Genomic DNA, 16,351 nt, shown 5'->3' on the forward strand with positions numbered 1-16,351 from the left:
TCCAAGAATTCGGCATTACGGTACGCGGGTCACCGGATCGGAGGCACTCCATGAACGTCAAGCGCAGCGGACTCGCCCTGGCAGCGGCGATGATGATGCTGGTCATCGGCACGGCCTCGCCCGCATCCGCGGCCGCCGCGGCCGGACCGGTGGCGGCCGGGCTGACCATCACGCCGGCGGTCACCGTCGTGGGTGGTCAGGTGACGGTGGTCGCGACGGCGACCAACACGGGCCCGGCGCCGGTCATGGCCTCGCTGGGCCTGGACAACTACAACTACGCCAACCAGGTCTTCACCGGTTTGCACGGCACCCCCGGGTGCACGCCCCGAAACCTGCACCGCCTGATCTACTGCGGGATCCAGTCGCTGGCGCCCGGTGCGACCGCGGCCATCACGCTGAACCTGTCGGCATCGGCGCCGGGCACCGATCAATTCCGCGCCTACGCCCGGATCACGTACACCACCGACGACACGTTCGCGTACGGAACGCTGACCGTCCGATGAGCAGGCGTTCGGCTCTGCTGCGGGCGACCCTGATCCTGGCGGTCACGTTCGCCGTTCTCGCCGGGATCCGAAGTCCGGCGTCGGCGGCGACGGGCTCGTTCACCGGCGCGCTCACCACGTCGGCGACCACGGTCGCGGCCGGTACGCCGTTCACGGCGACGCAGACCGCGACCAACCTGACCTCATCCCCGGTCTATCCCGTCACGGTCGGGATCCGGCGGCTCGGCTTCACGGTGACCGGCTCCGTTCCGCCCCGCACCGGTTTCTGCCGCGTCGCGGGCTCGGCCACGTGCAGTTTCCTCCTCCTCGGGCCGGCCGAGACCCAGTCGTACACGTTGCGGCTGGTGGCGAACACGCCCGGCACCTACCGTCTGCAGGGCTGGGCCAGCTCGCCCTCGGTACCCGGCGGTTCGCTCACCACCGTGACCATCACGGTCGTCTGACCGCCCCGGCCGTCCGGGCGGCGGGAGTCACACCCGGGTGGCCGCGAGCGCGGCGAGGGCGTCCCGGCCGAACGGCGCCGCGAGCAGGTCCGCCACCGGAGCTGAAGGCGTCGGCAATTGCCGAGCCCCTGAGATCAGCTCCTGCGATCGACTGCGCGGGGACGGCGACGGGGCCGTCGTCCGCGGACAAGGGACGTTCGGCCCGCGCCGGGCGGGCGCCGGTGTGCCTACGGTCGAGGCGTGGATGCTCTCACCGTCAGATCCCGGCTCGCCGGACTTTGCCTGACCTTGGCGGGCATCGGCGTTCTGATGGGCAGCATCACGGCCGAGGCCCTGTTCGACGGGCCCTACACGACCCACGCCGACACGCTCAGCCATCTCGGCGCCTCGGAGCCGCCGGGCAGCGTCGTCACCCAGCCGTCGGCAACCGTCTTCGACGTCACCATGCTCGTCACCGGGGCGCTCATTATGGCCGGCGCCTGGCTCATCTACCGGGCGGGCGGACCGAGAGCGGCCGCCGTCTGCACCGCGCTGCTCGGCGTCGGTGTGTCGGGTGTGGGCGTCTTCCCGCTCACCCACCCCGGCCCGCACACGGCGTTCGCGATGACGGCGTTCTTCTCCGGTGGCATCGCCGCCATCCTCGCCGCGCGCGCGACCGTGCAGCCGTATCGTGCACTGTGGACCGTGCTCGGGGCGATCTCGCTGGTGGCCATCGCGCTCGGCATCCTCCTCATCGACTGGGCACCGGTGGCCCGGCTGGGTGAGGGCGGCATCGAGCGCTGGAACGCCTATCCGATCGTTCTCTGGCTGGTCGCCTATGGCAGCTACCTGATCGCGGGCGTCCCGCACAGCCCGGGCGAGGGCGGGCCGAACGCTTCCGGCCGCGGGCGAGGAGCGAGGTCATCGACGAATGCGGCTTCGGATGGACCTGTTCGCCGAGGACCTGGACGTGAGCGTCGGGTTCTACCGTGATCTGCTCGGCTTCCGGGTGCAGGGCACACCGCGGACTACTCGAAGCTCGCGCCGAGAGTCTCCACGGCGACAAGGGCGCTCGACGATCTCGGCGAACTGCCGGCGCTCCACGAACGCTGCCGGCGGCTGGGTGTGGTCGGCGCGCCGCTCGAGTTGCGGCCGTGGGGCCCGCACGATTTCCGGACTCGGCTTCGTGATACGCCGCGACCGGCGAAGGCCTATTTGCCATTTCCAGACCAGCGGATCGTGGCCGAGAAGGTATCTGATCGATACCGTTTGGCATGATCGATTACTGACGTGAGTGGGCCGGGCCGCGGGATAGTTGGCCATGCGGCAGATGCGGTTGTTCACGGTGGCAGAATTGGCCGCGATGCGCGATCGGAGTGCGTCGCGTCGCTATTCTCCCGCGACGGATGAGTTTCGTCGGGAGCATGAGCGTCGTCGGTTGTGGGGATCGGCTCGGAAGCACGCGGAGCGGCCGCGGCGTGCCTGGAGCGCGGGCGGATCCTCGGTGGGCGGTCGGCCGGAGACGCTCGGCGCTTGTCGCGGGAACGGTCGGACGTGATCGGTATTGTGCGATCCGCGCGGACCGGTGTTTGTCGCTGGGATTTCGGGGGAGCATCTTCGGAATTCAAGAGACCGGCTGCGGCAAGCGACAACCTCGGCGCCGCGGGCTCCTCCGAATCGGGTTTCCGGTTGCGGGGAAATGCGCCTTGTCGGCGAAACCCGGGCGGGGCGGGACGATAATCCGCAAATCGCGGATGGCGAGCTCGAATTGCGGATCGGGAGTCGGTGGCGGCGATTGGCGAGGATCGGCGGCCACGGGGTGGCGGGCGAAGGTCCGGGCGGTGGTTGCCGGGCATGGCGGGCTGCCCTCGATCGTGCGGGCGACAGGGAAGCCGTGCGGGCAACTGGGAACCGGACGCGAGAACCGGGAGTCCAAGCTTCGTGCGTACGCCCAAGAGTCTCGTGGTGCTTGTGATCGGTGCCCTCATGCTGGCCGCCTGCGGGAAGGCCGTGCCCGGCGACGCGGCGCGGATCGACGCGGAGCTTGTAAGTCGGCTTGAGGCCGGTGATGCGGAGGCGGTGGCGACGGCGGTCGACGCGTTCGGGTTTGATCTGTTCAAGCAGGTTGCGGTGGGGGACCGCAACACGATCATGTCGCCGCTGTCGGTTTCCGTGCTGCTTGCCTTGGTTCTGGCCGGCGCCGATGGGGACACGGCTACGCGGATGGCCGCCGTGCTGCATCTCGATCAGCGCCGGGACGTTCGCGTCGGGGCGATGTTGCGGGCGCTCGCCGACACGGGGGACGTGAAGCTGTCCGTTGCCGATGCGCTGTGGGCCGGCGTGCCGCTCCAGGACGAATATCGGGACTTTGTGCGCAAGACGTTCGGCGCCACCGTGGAGAAGGCAGACCTCGGCGACGAACGCACGGCACGGAAGATCGATGACTGGGCGTCGGAGAACACCGAGGGGCGCATCGACCGCATCGCGGGAGATCTCGGGCTGCCCGACCCGCAGATGGCGCTCGTGCTGCTCAACGCCGTCTACTTCCTCGGCAGGTGGACGACGCAGTTCGACGAGGGCTTCACCCGGCCCGACCCGTTCACGACGCCGACCGGCAGCGTGACCGTGCCGACCATGCACATGAGCAACGCGACCTTCGGGTACGCCGAACGCGACGGCTACCGGATGCTGCGCCTGCCGTACGGGGAGAAGGGCCGGTACGGGATGGAGATCCTCCTGCCGGACGCGGACAACACGCTGGCCGGCCTGCTGAAGCACCTCGACGCCGGCGAGTGGCGGGCGGCGACGAAAGCCCTCGGCGACGACGAGATGGACGAGGTCGCGCTGCCCCGCTTCGAGCTGCGCTGGTCGTCGCCGCTGCTCGAGCCGCTCGAGAAGATGGGCCTGCCCACCACCGGCTTCTCCAGCATGTCGGCGTCGGACCCGCGGCTGGCCGCGGTCGTGCACAAGACCTACATCAAGGTCGACGAGAAGGGCACCGAGGCGGCCGCGGTCACCGGCGGCGCGATGGCCATGTCGGCCCGGGTCGGCGGCACGTCGTTCGTCGTCGACCGGCCGTTCGCGTTCACCATCTCCGACTCGCGGACCGGCGCGATCCTCTTCCTGGGAGCCGTCGCCGATCCGCGGTCGTAGAAACAGATCAGTGCCAGGTGTCGGTGACCGACTGGGTGCAGGCGGAACCGGTGATCAGGGTCCGGTTCGAGCCCGACTCCCAGGTCACCGCGGAACCGTTCTTCTTGACGTACTTGTACTCGATCGTCGTGTTCTTCGGCAGCGCCACCGAACCGGTCCACACCGGATAGGACGCCGACGAGAGGGCCAGGCCGCCGCTGGTGTTCCAGTTGCTCAGCGCGGCCGTGTTGCCGAGGACGAAGACGTTCTCGCCCCAGACCGTGGTCGCGTTCACCCCGAACGACACCGTCACCGACGTGCACGAGCCCGGTGACGACGTGCCGGTGGTGCGCGCGTTCACGTGCAGCGCCAGCATCGAGTTCGCCGGGAGCGACGCCGTGAACGTGCCCGACGAGCTCACCGTGTAGGTCGCGCCGGTGCAGGTCCCGCCCGAGTAGTCGCCGTTCGCGACATCGCAATAGGTGCCGGCGGGCAGGCTGGTCGAGAAGGTCCGGCTCAGCGTGCCTCCATCACGATTGAAGGCGGCGTACGCGGTGGAGCCGCGCCCGAAGGCGATCTGGCTCCCGCCGTTCGACCACCAGTTGGTCAGCGCCGTCCCGTACGCGGCGTTGTGGAACCCCACCATGTTCGCCGTGCTCCGCCACCGGTGCTCGCACGCCCAGCCGGACGAGCAGTTGACCGCCGACGTGGTGCCGTTCGACGAGGCCGGCGGCCCGGCGTCGGCGTTGCTGAAGGTGAAGCTCGACATCACCGAGGGCGTGCCGTACGGATAGGCGAGCATGAACGCCTCGGCCAGGGCATACGAAACACCGTCCTTGTACGTCAGCTTCGCCCGCCCGTTGCGCTGGGTGTCGTGGTTGTCGATGAAGGCGACCGCGTCCCCGCTGCCGACCAGCATCTGGCCCGGCAGGTTCTGCAGCCCGGACAGGCTCGCGTTGCGGAAAGCATTGCCGACCACGTCGCCGTAGCGGAATTCGGTGACGTCGCCGACGCCGGTGTACTCGGTCGGGCTGATCTCGCCGGCGCCGCCCTCGATCGTCTCCTGGAAGATGTACGGCGAGCCGCCGAGCTGCCCGTAGATGGCCTGGAGGTCGGCCACCGGCACGTGCTTGGCCGCGTCGACCCGGAACCCGTCGACGCCGAGCGAGATCAGGTCGTTGAGGTAGCCGGCGATCTTTCCGCGTACGTAGGAGGACTCCGTCGCCAGATCGGAGAGATCGACCAGCTCGCAGTTCTGCACCTCCCAGCGGTCGGCCCAGTTGACGATGTCGTCGTTGCCGTTGCGCCCGCAGTGATGGAAGTCGTTGCTGCCGTAAGCGACCGCCGGGTACGAGTAGTGGCTGTACGTCGAGCCCGCGCTGCCGGTGCCGGTGGACCCGCCGCCGGCCATGTGGTTGATCACCGCGTCGACGTAGATCTTCACGCCCGCGGTGTGGCAGGCCTTGACCATGTTCGCGAACGCCGTCCGGTCGCCGCGCCGGGTGACCAGCTGGTAGCTGACCGGCTGGTAGTCCTGCCACCACGGGTAGCCGGAGCCGGGCAGCACGACGTGCTCCTGCGGCGGCGACACCTGCACGCCGCCGAAGCCCTTGGGCCCGAGCACGTTGGTGCACTCGGCGGCAACCGACGCCCACGGCCACTCGAAGAGGTGCACGATGACGTCGCGCGCACCCGGGTTCGCGTCGGCCTTGGCGTCGGCCTGGTGCGGCCGGCCGATCGCGACCGTGATCAGCGCGGTGAGCAGGATCAGGACGCCGGGGATCGCCCAGCGGCGAGGGTTAGCGGAGATAAGGCCCATCGGCCCCTACCTTTCCGGGAGCGGGGTTGCCTGGCAGGGCGAGCACGTACACCCGCAAGTCGCCCTTGGTGGTGACGGACGCGGTCAGCGCGCCGTTGGTGACGGTCTTGACGTCTCCGGATACGGCGTCGGTGTACGTGCCGTTCGGAACTCCGGTGAAGGTGGCACTGTTCGACACCGTCACCAGCGCGAAGCTGTCGACCGAGCCGGCGGTGTAGCGCCGCTTGTAGGCGATGTCGCCGCTGACGCCGTCGGTCGAGTACTGGCCCATCTGCAGGGCCGGAACGGCCCGCCGGATCTGGTTGAGCCGCTGGAGGTGCTTGACCAGCGGCTGGGCCAGCGTGGTGGCGACCGCACCGCTCGCGGCGCCGACCACGCCGTAGTCCGTCGCCGTCACCGATCCCCCGACGTGGTCGCCGTAGTAGGCGCGGCCGGTGGTGGCGAGCGGGCAGGACGGGCCACAGTCGATCTGCTTGCCGGCCTGGAACTCGATCTCCGAGCCGTAGTAGAGCGTGGGGATGCCGCGGAACGTCCACATCAGCGACATGTTCTCGGCCCAGGCGTCGGTGCCGCCGGTGTAGCGGAACGACGACTTGTTCGGCCCGTAGTCGTGCGAGTCGACGTAGACCGCGTTGTAGGTGGCGTCGTTGACCGAGTCGTCGGAGTCCTTCCCGTTGCGGAACGCGTTGCCGGCGTCCGAGAAGTTCATGTGCATCCGCATGTCGATGATGTTCATGCCGGAGAACTGACTGCGATCCGGTACGTGGTACGCGTTGCCGGCCAGGAACGCGTTGGCGCTGGTGGGCTGGTTGCCGGTGCCGAGCTGCTCCTCGTAGTCGTACTGCTCCCGCGCGGCGGTGGTGTCGTCATCCGCGTACGACCGCCGCTCCTTCCAGGTGTAGAACTGCGCCGAGTGGTTGACCGACCCGCGGTTCCACTTGTCGTTGACGAACGCGCCGACCTCGCCGAAGACGTAGAAGTCCGAGGCCTTGGCCGCGCCGTACTTCTGGACCAGGTGCTGCTGCATCGCCGGCAGGAAGCGGCGGTTCCAGGTGACCCGGGGGATGTGCACGGCGGTGTCGATGCGGAAGCCGTCGACACCCATGTCGATGTACCGGTTGTAGGCGTCGATCAGGTACTTCTGGACGACCGGGTTCTCCGTGTCGAGATCGGCCAGGTCGTCGGCGAGCCAGCACGATCGCGAGTCCTCGCCCTCCCAGTTGCCGATCCAGCACTGGTGGTAGAGCGACGCGGGGAACATCCCGCTGGTCGGCGACGGCCACTGGCAGTTGTGGTTGGCATATCCCTGGGGGCTGTACGTGCCGTTGGGCGTACCCCAGTTCCGGCAGGTGTTCCCGGCCGGCTCCGCCGTGCTCCACAGATCGCCGTTGTAGGGGCGGCCGGCGCTGTTCTCGACCATCGGGTCGTACTTCTGGCCGTCCACCTTGGTGCTGTAGAGCCAGTCCCACTGGCCGTCCTTCGCGCCCCACACCGTGGGCACGAACAGGCCGTTGGCGCCCCACCGGGAGCTGTGGTTGTAGACGACGTCCTGGTAGATCTTCAGGCCCTTGCCGTGGGCCTTGTCGATCAGGTCCTGGTAGGTCGAGCCGGGCGTCTCGAGCCGGGTGTCGACCCGGTAGAAGTCCCAGCCGTGGTACCCGTGGTAGTCGTAGTCGGACCGGTTCAGCACCACCGGCGTGATCCAGATGGCCGAGAAGCCGAGCCCCTTGATGTAGTCGAGCTTGTCGATGAGCCCCGCGAAGTCGCCCCGGAACATCGGGTCGTGGTTGGCCGCGTTGCCGGACGAGACGTCCTGGCTGCCGCCGCGGTCGTTCGCCGTGTCCCCGTCGTAGAACCGGGCGGTGAGCACGAAGTAGATGCTCTCCTTGCGGGGGTCGCCGCCGAGCATCTCGCCGCTGGTGGCCGGCATCGGGGGCGCGGTGGTGGGAGAGGCCGTCGGCGTCGCGCCGCAGGGGTCGGCCGCGCTCACCACGCCGCCGGTGATGGTGACGATGCCGGCGCCGACCCGGTAGTTGGCCCCGTTGTTGTTGTCCCAGGTGCCCGAGCCGTTGGTGAACGTCGTCTGCATGCCGGTCGCGGCGCCGAGGTCGATGTCCTTGCGATACCAGCCGACGCAGGACGCGGCGGCCATGGCCACCCCCGGGACGGTGGTCCACGAGCCGCCGTTCGGCGCGTAGTGGATGTTGACGGTCGCCCACGCGGCCGGCGGCTTGTAGTAGACGGTCACGGTGTTCGCCGCCGCGGCGTCGGCCGGCGCGACCAGCAGGGGGATGGCGGCGAGCGCCGCGAGGACGGCGGTGAGCCACTTTCGGGGCACGGGGGTTCCTCCAACGACCTCGGGGGCGTTGCGATCGCAGGACGGATTGCGGGGCAAAGCCGGTGACACGGACGTAATGCCGCGTTCATATTTGGTCGTGACGCTAGCAACGACTTGCATCGATTGGAAGAGCTTCCATGAATGTTGCAAAGAAGTTTCTCGATGTTTGCGCCACTTCATGATCGGCTTGAAAAATTTAATCGGCCAGGCTTGTTGCCTTAAGAAAGTTGAGATAGAACTTAAGAACGCGATGGGAGGAGCCGGATGGACTGGCAGGAGCTGACGGACCTGACGAACGGGCAGCCGTTCACGGTCGAGCGGGTCCGGCTCGGCAACGGGGTGGCGATCGAGGGGCAGTTCGAGCCGCCGCAGCTGGCGCAGCTCGGGCTCGGCGATCAGGTCTTCGTGGCCGCGTTCGTCCGCGCGCACGGCTCGATCAAGGAGATGGAGCGGCTCTTCGGGGTGAGCTACCCGACGATCAAGGCGCGGCTGAACCGGATCGCCGGGCAGTTCGCCTTCGCGGAGGATCTCGGCGGCGCGGAGGCTGATGTCGCCGGGCCGGCGCCGGCGGGCGCCGACGTCATCGACCGTCTCCAGCGGGGGGAGCTCAGCGTCCAGGAGGCGCTGGCCGAGCTGAAGAACGCACGGTGATGCCGCAGTTGGTCACCGTGTGCCACCGCCGGCGCGACGGGGGCCGGCGGCGGCTTTGGATTCCGGTGCTTCCGGTGCTGCTGGTGCTGTCACCGGTGCTGGTGCTCGCCGTGGCCGGCGGGCTGGTCGCCTGCGTCGTCTACCGGGTCGATCCGGTGGGGGCGCTGGCCGGCGCGGGGCGGGTGCTGTGGGCGTTGCCGGGCGCCCGGTTCTCCATCGAGGACGGCCGGACGGCCGTGCACATCAGGGTTCATTGAGTCGAGAAGGAGCGGTCATGGACGAGCAGCGCCGCCAGATCCTGGAGATGCTGGCCGAAGGAAAGATCACCGCGGACGAGGCCGAGCGGCTCATCGACGCGCTCGAGCGGGAACGGCCCGAGCCCCCGCCGCCGGATGTGGTCCCGGCCAAGGGCCGGCCGCGGTTCCTGCGCGTGGTGGTGAACGCCGAGGATCCGGGCAGCGACGGCCCGAGCAAGATCAACGTGCGGGTCCCGCTGCAGCTGCTGCGGGCCGGGGTGCGGCTCACCAGCCTGATCCCGCCGCAGGCGCTCACCAAGGTGAACGCCGAGCTCGGCAAGTCGGGGGTGCCGATCGATCTCGCGCGGCTCAAGCCGGAGGACCTCGAGGAGCTCATCGAGCAGCTCGACGAGGTCACCATCGACGTCGACGACCCCGGCGCCAAGGTGCAGGTCTTCTGCGAGTGACGCCTCAGGCCGCGGCCCCGGCGTCCAGCGGCTGGGCGGCCGGGGCCGGGTCGTCGCGGCGGATCTTGCGGACCGCCAGCCCCAGGATTGCGGCGGCGCCGAGCAGGTAGATCGTGCGGCTCACGGCGTCGATCACGGGCGGCTTCGAGTACTCCATGGCGAACGCGTGCCAGCCGGAGGTCGCGAGCGCGCCCGCGGCCAGGGCGAGGCGGTGCCACCGGCCCCAGCCGTCCCGGCGGGACCAGCGGGCCACGAGGACGGCCAGGACGACCAGGCAGGCCAGTGCGATCGTGATCGAGGCCGGCCACGACGGGAGGGCGCTGGCGCCGGCGAGCAGGCCCCAGCCGATGCCGGCGACCACGGTGGCGGCGAGGACCAGCCAGGCGGAGGGCGCCCGGGCCGCCACCGGGCGGCGGCCACCGTGCGGCAGCAGGAACGCGACGATCACCAGGAGCACCGTGATCGCGGCGCTGCCGGCGATCTGGGCCGGCGAGGCCGAGAAGGGGGCGTCGGCGTCCTCGGCCTTGGTGATCGCGAACGACATCCCGCAGCCGAGCACGAACAGCACCGAGATCACGATCAGGCCGGTCCGGCCGAGCCAGGGCGTGGTGCGGCGGTTCCGTGTCGACTCCTCGACGATCTCGATCGGGGCGGCGATGCTCCAGAACATGTGGCCGCCCAGCACGAACACCGTCCACAGGCTGCCGATGCCGAGCGCCGCGATGTAGCCGGGGTCGAGCAGGTGCAGGTCCTGGGCGAGGTAGTCGGGGTTGAACAGCGACTGCGTGACCAGGCCCTCCTCGAGGACGCCGAACGCGAGCCCGAGCACGATGATCGTCGGCCAGCCCCGGCCGGTCCGGCGGGTCACCTCGCGGATGAGGAGGGCGCCGCTGCCGTAGAACAGCGCGAACGGCACGATCAGGAAGATCAGGACGATGGGCAGCGTGGTTCCCGAGAAGTACTCGCCGAGAAGTGGGCTGAGGAAGAACAGGGCGAAGACGGGGGCACGGCGCCGCATGGGTGAGGTTCCTTTCACATACAGCTATTCTCGGCCGTCACCCTAGAACGAAACCGTCGCCCTCGCTGTCCCTTGTGTTCGCCTTTGTCTATTCAAGGGGAACGGCCGCGTACGGCGGCTATGTTCGGCTGGGTGATCTTGACGGCGCTCTTCACGGCGGCCCTTGTCTCCTCGGGACCCGCCGCGTCCGCGGCTCACTGCGGCTATCTCTTCGACGATTTCCACTACGTGTCGTCGTCCGATCCGGCCCTGACCCGGCACGGCTGGACGCCGCGCACCCATTCGGGCGGGCCGGGCGTGCCCGGCGCGACCTGGTCGGCGAGCGGCATCACCTTCCCGTCGTCCGGCCCGTCGTCCGGCGGCGACCGGGTCCTGCAGCTCACCGCATCGACCGACGGCACCGCCGGCGGCACCAGGCAGGCGGCGCTCTCCTCGACGCGGAAGCGGTTCCTCGGCGGCACCTACGCCGGCCGCATCCGGTTCACCGACGCGCCGGCCGCCGGCAACGACGGCGACCACGTCAACCAGACGTTCTTCACGATCAGCCCGTTGAACGGGGACCTCGACCCGACCTACTCGGAGCTGGACATCGCGGAGTACCTGCCGAACGGCGGCTGGGGCAAGGCGGGGCCGATCAACCACCAGACCAGCTGGTACACGTACCGGAACAAGCCCTGGTACGCCGACAACGTGCACTCCGAGGAGCGGCGGAGCTACGACGGCTGGCACACGCTGGTCGCCCAGGTCGCGAACGGGCACATGATCTACTTCGTCGACGGCGTGCGGGTCGGCGACCACTCCGGGAAGTTCTACCCGCGCCAGACGATGACGATCAACTGGAACCTGTGGTTCATCGACACCGTCGCGCACACGGGCGGGCTCTCGACGTACCTCCAGCAGGTGGATTATGTCCTGTTCGCGGAGAACCAGGTGCTCTCGCCGGCGCAGGTGTCCGCGACGGCCGCCTCATATCGGGCATCGCACCGCGCCTTCAGCGACACGGTCGGCATGACCGGCCGCTGCCGAACCTGATCATCAAGAAATAGCCGGGGGACCGGGGCGGACGCGCCTCGCCCCCGGCTATTGTGTCGCGGCCGTGTCGCGGCAGAAGATCAACGAGGGAGGATGCGTGGGCGCTTCGGGGTGGGACTACTACATGCCCTACCAGGACGACCGATACGTCGCCTTCGTGACCCTTCGTCAGCTGGTCTTCGAGGCCGGCGAGTTCTTCTGGGCGGTCAGCGGCAAGAACGCGGCCGACGACCCCTCGCGCCCGGCCACCGAGGACGAGCTGTGGGCCGAGGAGGTGGTACGCCTCCAGGGCACCCACTCGGTCCTCGACATGTACCGGGTGCTGGCCGACGACGAAACCCCGAACTACGGCTATCTCCCGTACGCGTACGAGACGTTCGAGGAGTACATGGCGCTCGTGAAGGAGCACGGCAACCCCGACTACGGCGTGATCGTGCCGGTGACCGAGGCCGAGGCGTACCAGGCGGCCGGCAACACGAAGCTCACCCGCGACCACGTCGAGGCGATCGTGCCGCTGGCTCGCTTTCCCGGCATCGGGCGCGTGGCCGTGCTGCACGACGAGGACGGCCAGCCCGCCGAGCTGTATTTCTGGGGTTTCTCCGGCGACTGATGTCACACGGGGTAGCCCGCGGTTGACCATGTTTGCCAGGATCGCGGCGTGGCACCTACCCGCTCCGCGCTGCGGCCCTCGCCGGCCGCTCAGCCGGCGCGCCGTGGCTGGTGGCGGCGGCTGCGCCTGCCGCTGCTGTTCGGCGTCGGCGTGGTGCTGGCCGCGGTCGGCCTGTGGGGGCGGCTGCCCGACCCGCGGGAGTTCGTCCGGGCGCTGATCGGCGCGGACTACTGGTGGGTCACGGCCGCGATCGCGCTGCAGGGTGTCTCGCTGGGGGCCTTCGCGTGGCAGCAGCGGGCGTTGGTGGGGGCTTTGGGCGTACGGCTGACGGCTCGCCGGGCCGCGGCGGTGACGCTGGCCCGCACCGCCATCTCCATCTCGATGCCGGCCGGCGCCGCCGTCTCGGCCGGCTACGCGGTCCGCGAGTACCAGCGCGCCGGCGTCGCCAAGGAGCTCGCCGCCGCCTCGATGATCGTCTCCGGCCTGACCTCGATCGGCGGCCTCACGGTCCTCTACGTGACCGGCGGCCTGGCCGTGCTCGGCACCGACCCGGCCCTGCTGCTGAGCCCTCGCCCGCTGGCCGTGGTCGCCGGCCTGGCCCTGCTGACCGCCGCCGCGGTGCTGCTCGGCCGCCGCATGCCCACGTTCCGCACGTCGCTGCTCCAGCGCGACGGCCGGGTGATCCGCTGGGTCCGCGCGACGCTCGCCTCGGCCCACGAGGCCTGGCAGGCGGGCGCCGCCCTGCGCGCCCGCGACTGGACCGCGGCCGTGCTGTTCTTCGCCGTGAACTGGCTGACCGACCTGCTCTGCCTGGCCGCCACCTGCCGCGCGGTGGGCCTGCCGATCGGCGTCGTCACGCTGGCCGGCATCTACCTCGGCGTCCAGATCGTCCGCCAGGTCCCGCTGACCCCGGGCGGCGTCGGCGTGGTCGACACGGCGCTGGTCGCGGGCCTGACCGCGGCCGGCGCGACGGCCGTGACCGCCGCGGCCGCCGTCCTCATCTATCGGCTGATCTCCTGCTGGCTGCTGCTGCCGGCGGGCGGCGCGGCGGCCCTGGTTCTCCGCCGCCCCGCGCGCTGACGGTCAGTGTCGGCCACCGGACAGTCCCGGTCGTCGCCGTGGCCCATGATTGGCGCCGTCTGATTGGCGCCGTCTGATTGGCGCCGTCTGATTGGCGCCGTCTGATCGGCGCCGTCCGATCGGCGCCGTCCGATCGGTGCCTCCGGGCGAACGAAAGGGCCACGCGCATGGATGACCGCCTCGAGCTGTCGACGCTGATCCGCGGCCTGCGCGAGGAGCTCGCGCAGGCGTGGGAGGAGGGTCAGGGCTCGGCGATCAGCTTCGAGGCCGGCGCCGCCGAGATCGAGGTGACCGTGCAGGCGCAGAAGAGCGCCGACGCCAAGGCCGGGGTCAAGTTCTGGGTCGTCGACGCCGGGGCCGGCGCGACGCTCTCCCGCGGCACCACACAGCGCATCAAGCTCAGCCTGACTCCCCGCGACCGCAAGGATCCCGCCCGCCCTCTCCAGATCGCCGGTGAGGCGGTCGAGAACGAGGACTGAGCGTGGCCGGCCTCGACTACGGGCGGGTCGCCCAGATCCGGTGCGATCGCGGCCCGGACCGGCCGGCGCGGCGCGGATCCGGCTACCGGGTCACCGCGTCCGCCGTTCTCACGGCGGCGCACGTGCTGGAGTCCGCGGTCTCCGTGACGGTGCGCTTCGCGGCGGGCGAGGACGGCGAATGGACGGCGACGGCGCGGAGGTGGGAGGTACTCGGCCACGACGTCGCGCTCGTCCACCTCGACAGTCCGCCCGGTGACACGCCGCCGCCCACGTACGGCAGCCTCGGCGACCGTCCGGCCGTCCTGAGCGCGACGGCGGTCGGCTACCCGCGCCACCAGCTCCGGAGGCCCGTGCTCCCGGTGCCGGACGCCGGGCATCCGTTCCGGGACAGCGCGCAGGTGCCGGGCGAGGTGGCGACGCTGACCGGGCGGCGTAGCGGGACCCTGACCTTCCTGATCGATGCGGGATACGTCCCGCCGCCCGGCGGCGGGCCGGGCCGGTCGCCGTGGGAGGGGATGTCCGGGGCGCCGGTGTTCGTCAACGACGCGCTGGTCGGAGTGATCATCGAGGACGCGGATCCCCAGCATCCGGGCCGGCTGGTCGCGAGCCGTGTCGCGCTCCTGCCCGGCGAGATGACCGGGCCTCTCGCCGACGCGTCGATGGCGGCTCACCTGCACGGCGTGCTGCTCGACCATCGGCGGGCGGCGCTCGAGGAATTGCCGGTCGGCGGTGTCCGGGGCCGGGGCGCCGAGCTCGATGAGATGATCCGATTCTGCGCCGGCGAGGGTGGCTACTTCGTCTGGCACGCGGACGCCTGGTCGGGCAAGACGGCGCTGATGACAGCGTTCGCGGCGGAGCCACCGGGCGGTGTCGACGTGGTCTCGTTCTTCGTCAACAACCGCAACGCGGCCCGCCGCGACTCCCGGAGCTATCTGGCGTCGGTGACCCGCCAGCTCGAGGCGCTGCTCGCCGAGCCCGGGAACGCCGGTGTCGCCGACGAGGAGGGACGGTACCTGCGACTCCTGGACGACGCGACCGCCCGGCGACGGCGCCTCGTGCTCCTGGTGGACGGCCTGGACGAGGACGCGGCCCTGAACGGGCAGCCCGGCCTGCGGTCGATCACGTCGCTACTGCCCCGGTCGGTGCCGGGCCTGCATGTGATCGTTGCGACCCGCCCCTATCCGAAGGTGCTGCGGGCGATCGCGGACGACACCCATCCCTTCCGGACCACGGCGCCCCGTGTTCTGCCCGTCTCGCGCTGGGCCACCGACATCAGGAACGCGGCGATCGCGGAGATCGACGAGGTGACCACCGGCGAAGGGCTCGGTCGCGACGTCGTCGGGTTCCTGGCCGCCGCCGGCGGCGGGCTCGCCGTCACCGATCTCGCCTCGCTGACCGGCCGCGCCCCCGGCGCCGTCACCGCCGTGCTGCAGGGACCGCTGCGGCGCAGCACCCGCCGGGATCGTTCCGGTGGCGCCGAGAGTGACCCGGTCTACCTGCTGTCGCACGACACCCTGCCCGGGCTGATCCGCGACAACGAGCACCTCGGCGAACTGCTCGCCCGGGAGTACCTGCGCCGCCTGCGCGCCTGGGCGGAGGGCCACGGAAGCCGCGGCTGGGGCGAGGACACACCGCCGTTCCTGGTCGCCGGCTACCCGGCGCTCCTCCAGGCCGTCGGCGACGTGGATCGGCTGGTCGGGCTCGCGCTCGACGCCGGCCGCCACGACTGGCTGCTGCGGCAGCTCGGGAGCGACGACCAGCGGTACGGCGAGATCCGGGCCGCCGAGGCCCTCAACCGGAGCCGCACGCCCGTCGATCTGGCCGTCGCCATGCGGCTCGCGGTGCGGCGGACCGAGGTCGAGCGGCGCAATGCGAACCTGCCGCTCGACCTGTGGCCGATCTGGGTGGTCAACGGCCAGTCCGCGAAGGCGGTCCGGCTGGCGCGGGCGATCACCGATCCCTGGCAGCGGGCGGAGGCGCTCGCCGTGATCGCGGAGGCGCAGATCGCGGCGGGGGAGACGGCCGCCGCCGGTGCTCTCGGCCAGGCCGCCGCGGCCGTCGAGCACGCGCCGACGACGACGCTGACCACCACGACCCACGAGACCGGCAAGCCGGCCGGGGCCGAGACGGTCACGACGACCACCGGCACCAGCCACCGCGCCCGGGCCCTGATCGCCGTCGCTCGCGCGCAGGCCGCAGCCGGGCTGACGGAGGAGGCGACAGCGACCTTCCGCCGGGCGCGGGCGGCGGCCGAGACCGACACCATCACCGAGGAGAACAAGACCGTCCTCGGCCCGGACGGCGTCCTTCGGTGGAGCAGCAACCCCAGCGGCGGCGGCACACGCGCGGAGGCGATCGTGTCCGTCGCCCGGGCACAGCTCTCCGCCGGGTTCGCGGACGAGGCGCGCACGACGCTGGAGCGCGTCCTCGTGTCGGGGGACGGCAGGTACCTCGGGGGGGGCGGGGGGGGGGGGGGGGGGGGGGGGGGGGGGAGGGGGGAGGGAGGGGGGGGGAGGGGGGCGTTCCGGGGGAAGAAAACACCTCCTGTCTTGGGGGTCCTCCAA

The 16,351-nt window shown here is 70.7% G+C and carries 15 protein-coding genes; 12 read left to right on the forward strand and 3 right to left on the reverse strand.

The annotated features are described in order from the left end of the window. The first annotated feature begins 50 nt into the window (after positions 1 to 50). From ACZ6TB_RS09635 to ACZ6TB_RS09650, 4 genes are all read left to right on the forward strand, one after another. A complete protein-coding gene (locus tag ACZ6TB_RS09635) occupies positions 51 to 503 on the forward strand; it encodes a hypothetical protein (RefSeq protein WP_465552489.1) in 453 nt (150 codons plus the stop codon). Then, positions 500 to 946: a hypothetical protein gene (locus ACZ6TB_RS09640; protein WP_465552491.1), complete on the forward strand. Its 447-nt coding sequence runs from the start codon at positions 500 to 502 to the stop codon at positions 944 to 946. The genes ACZ6TB_RS09635 and ACZ6TB_RS09640 overlap by 4 nt, the downstream gene beginning before the upstream one ends. Positions 947 to 1,234: 288 nt before the next feature. Next, positions 1,235 to 1,918, forward strand: a complete 684-nt coding sequence (locus ACZ6TB_RS09645) for a DUF998 domain-containing protein (RefSeq protein WP_465552492.1) — start codon at positions 1,235 to 1,237, stop codon at positions 1,916 to 1,918. Between the two features lie 972 nt (positions 1,919 to 2,890). Further along, positions 2,891 to 4,078, forward strand: a complete 1,188-nt coding sequence (locus ACZ6TB_RS09650) for a serpin family protein (protein ID WP_465552494.1) — start codon at positions 2,891 to 2,893, stop codon at positions 4,076 to 4,078. Positions 4,079 to 4,085: 7 nt separating this feature from the next. On the opposite strand, the gene ACZ6TB_RS09655 is transcribed toward ACZ6TB_RS09650, so the two are convergent. Next, positions 4,086 to 5,876, reverse strand: a complete 1,791-nt coding sequence (locus tag ACZ6TB_RS09655) for a carbohydrate-binding module family 20 domain-containing protein (protein WP_465552496.1) — start codon at positions 5,874 to 5,876, stop codon at positions 4,086 to 4,088. Continuing rightward, on the reverse strand, positions 5,857 to 8,214 hold the full coding sequence (locus ACZ6TB_RS09660; RefSeq protein WP_465552498.1) for an alpha-amylase family glycosyl hydrolase: 2,358 nt from the start codon (positions 8,212 to 8,214) through the stop codon (positions 5,857 to 5,859). Before ACZ6TB_RS09660 ends, ACZ6TB_RS09655 begins: the two co-directional genes overlap by 20 nt. 264 nt (positions 8,215 to 8,478) lie before the next feature. Here ACZ6TB_RS09660 and ACZ6TB_RS09665 point away from each other — a divergent pair, with 264 nt between their 5' ends. Genes ACZ6TB_RS09665 through ACZ6TB_RS09675 form a run of 3 tightly spaced genes read left to right on the forward strand, consistent with a single transcriptional unit; the run spans position 8,479 to position 9,568 of the window. Next, positions 8,479 to 8,865: a DUF2089 family protein gene (locus ACZ6TB_RS09665; RefSeq protein WP_465552500.1), complete on the forward strand. Its 387-nt coding sequence runs from the start codon at positions 8,479 to 8,481 to the stop codon at positions 8,863 to 8,865. Next, a complete protein-coding gene (locus ACZ6TB_RS09670; RefSeq protein ID WP_465552502.1) occupies positions 8,865 to 9,122 on the forward strand; it encodes a hypothetical protein in 258 nt (85 codons plus the stop codon). The genes ACZ6TB_RS09665 and ACZ6TB_RS09670 overlap by 1 nt, the downstream gene beginning before the upstream one ends. Positions 9,123 to 9,139: 17 nt before the next feature. After that, on the forward strand, positions 9,140 to 9,568 hold the full coding sequence (locus ACZ6TB_RS09675) for an SHOCT-like domain-containing protein (RefSeq protein WP_465552503.1): 429 nt from the start codon (positions 9,140 to 9,142) through the stop codon (positions 9,566 to 9,568). Between the two features lie 4 nt (positions 9,569 to 9,572). On the opposite strand, the gene ACZ6TB_RS09680 is transcribed toward ACZ6TB_RS09675, so the two are convergent. Then, positions 9,573 to 10,586, reverse strand: coding sequence for a hypothetical protein (locus ACZ6TB_RS09680; protein WP_465552505.1), 1,014 nt, complete (start codon positions 10,584 to 10,586; stop codon positions 9,573 to 9,575). Between the two features lie 132 nt (positions 10,587 to 10,718). Here ACZ6TB_RS09680 and ACZ6TB_RS09685 point away from each other — a divergent pair, with 132 nt between their 5' ends. The 5 genes from ACZ6TB_RS09685 to ACZ6TB_RS09705 form a co-directional block, all read left to right on the forward strand. Next, the gene (locus ACZ6TB_RS09685) at positions 10,719 to 11,618 is read left to right on the forward strand and encodes a glycoside hydrolase family 16 protein (RefSeq protein ID WP_465552507.1); all 900 of its coding nucleotides are present in this window, start codon (positions 10,719 to 10,721) and stop codon (positions 11,616 to 11,618) included. Positions 11,619 to 11,715: 97 nt separating this feature from the next. After that, positions 11,716 to 12,228: a hypothetical protein gene (locus ACZ6TB_RS09690; protein ID WP_465552509.1), complete on the forward strand. Its 513-nt coding sequence runs from the start codon at positions 11,716 to 11,718 to the stop codon at positions 12,226 to 12,228. 48 nt (positions 12,229 to 12,276) lie between these two features. Continuing rightward, positions 12,277 to 13,308, forward strand: a complete 1,032-nt coding sequence (locus ACZ6TB_RS09695; RefSeq protein ID WP_465552511.1) for a lysylphosphatidylglycerol synthase transmembrane domain-containing protein — start codon at positions 12,277 to 12,279, stop codon at positions 13,306 to 13,308. A gap of 167 nt (positions 13,309 to 13,475) precedes the next feature. Beyond that, positions 13,476 to 13,787 (forward strand): trypco2 family protein, encoded by a 312-nt coding sequence (locus ACZ6TB_RS09700; protein ID WP_465552513.1) that lies wholly within the window; start codon positions 13,476 to 13,478, stop codon positions 13,785 to 13,787. A gap of 2 nt (positions 13,788 to 13,789) precedes the next feature. Continuing rightward, positions 13,790 to 16,351 (forward strand): trypsin-like peptidase domain-containing protein (locus tag ACZ6TB_RS09705; protein WP_465552515.1); only part of this gene is annotated, 2,562 nt, incomplete at its 3' end.

The organism is Actinoplanes sp. NPDC051537 (assembly GCF_055586105.1).

Coding starts and splice junctions, on each gene's coding strand:
- ACZ6TB_RS09635 (WP_465552489.1), top strand. CDS start 51: ATGAACGTCAAGCGCAGCGGACTCGCCCTGGCAGCGGCGATGATGATG.
- ACZ6TB_RS09640 (WP_465552491.1), top strand. CDS start 500: ATGAGCAGGCGTTCGGCTCTGCTGCGGGCGACCCTGATCCTGGCGGTC.
- ACZ6TB_RS09655 (WP_465552496.1), bottom strand. CDS start 5,876: ATGGGCCTTATCTCCGCTAACCCTCGCCGCTGGGCGATCCCCGGCGTC.
- ACZ6TB_RS09665 (WP_465552500.1), top strand. CDS start 8,479: ATGGACTGGCAGGAGCTGACGGACCTGACGAACGGGCAGCCGTTCACG.
- ACZ6TB_RS09670 (WP_465552502.1), top strand. CDS start 8,865: ATGCCGCAGTTGGTCACCGTGTGCCACCGCCGGCGCGACGGGGGCCGG.
- ACZ6TB_RS09675 (WP_465552503.1), top strand. CDS start 9,140: ATGGACGAGCAGCGCCGCCAGATCCTGGAGATGCTGGCCGAAGGAAAG.
- ACZ6TB_RS09680 (WP_465552505.1), bottom strand. CDS start 10,586: ATGCGGCGCCGTGCCCCCGTCTTCGCCCTGTTCTTCCTCAGCCCACTT.
- ACZ6TB_RS09700 (WP_465552513.1), top strand. CDS start 13,476: ATGGATGACCGCCTCGAGCTGTCGACGCTGATCCGCGGCCTGCGCGAG.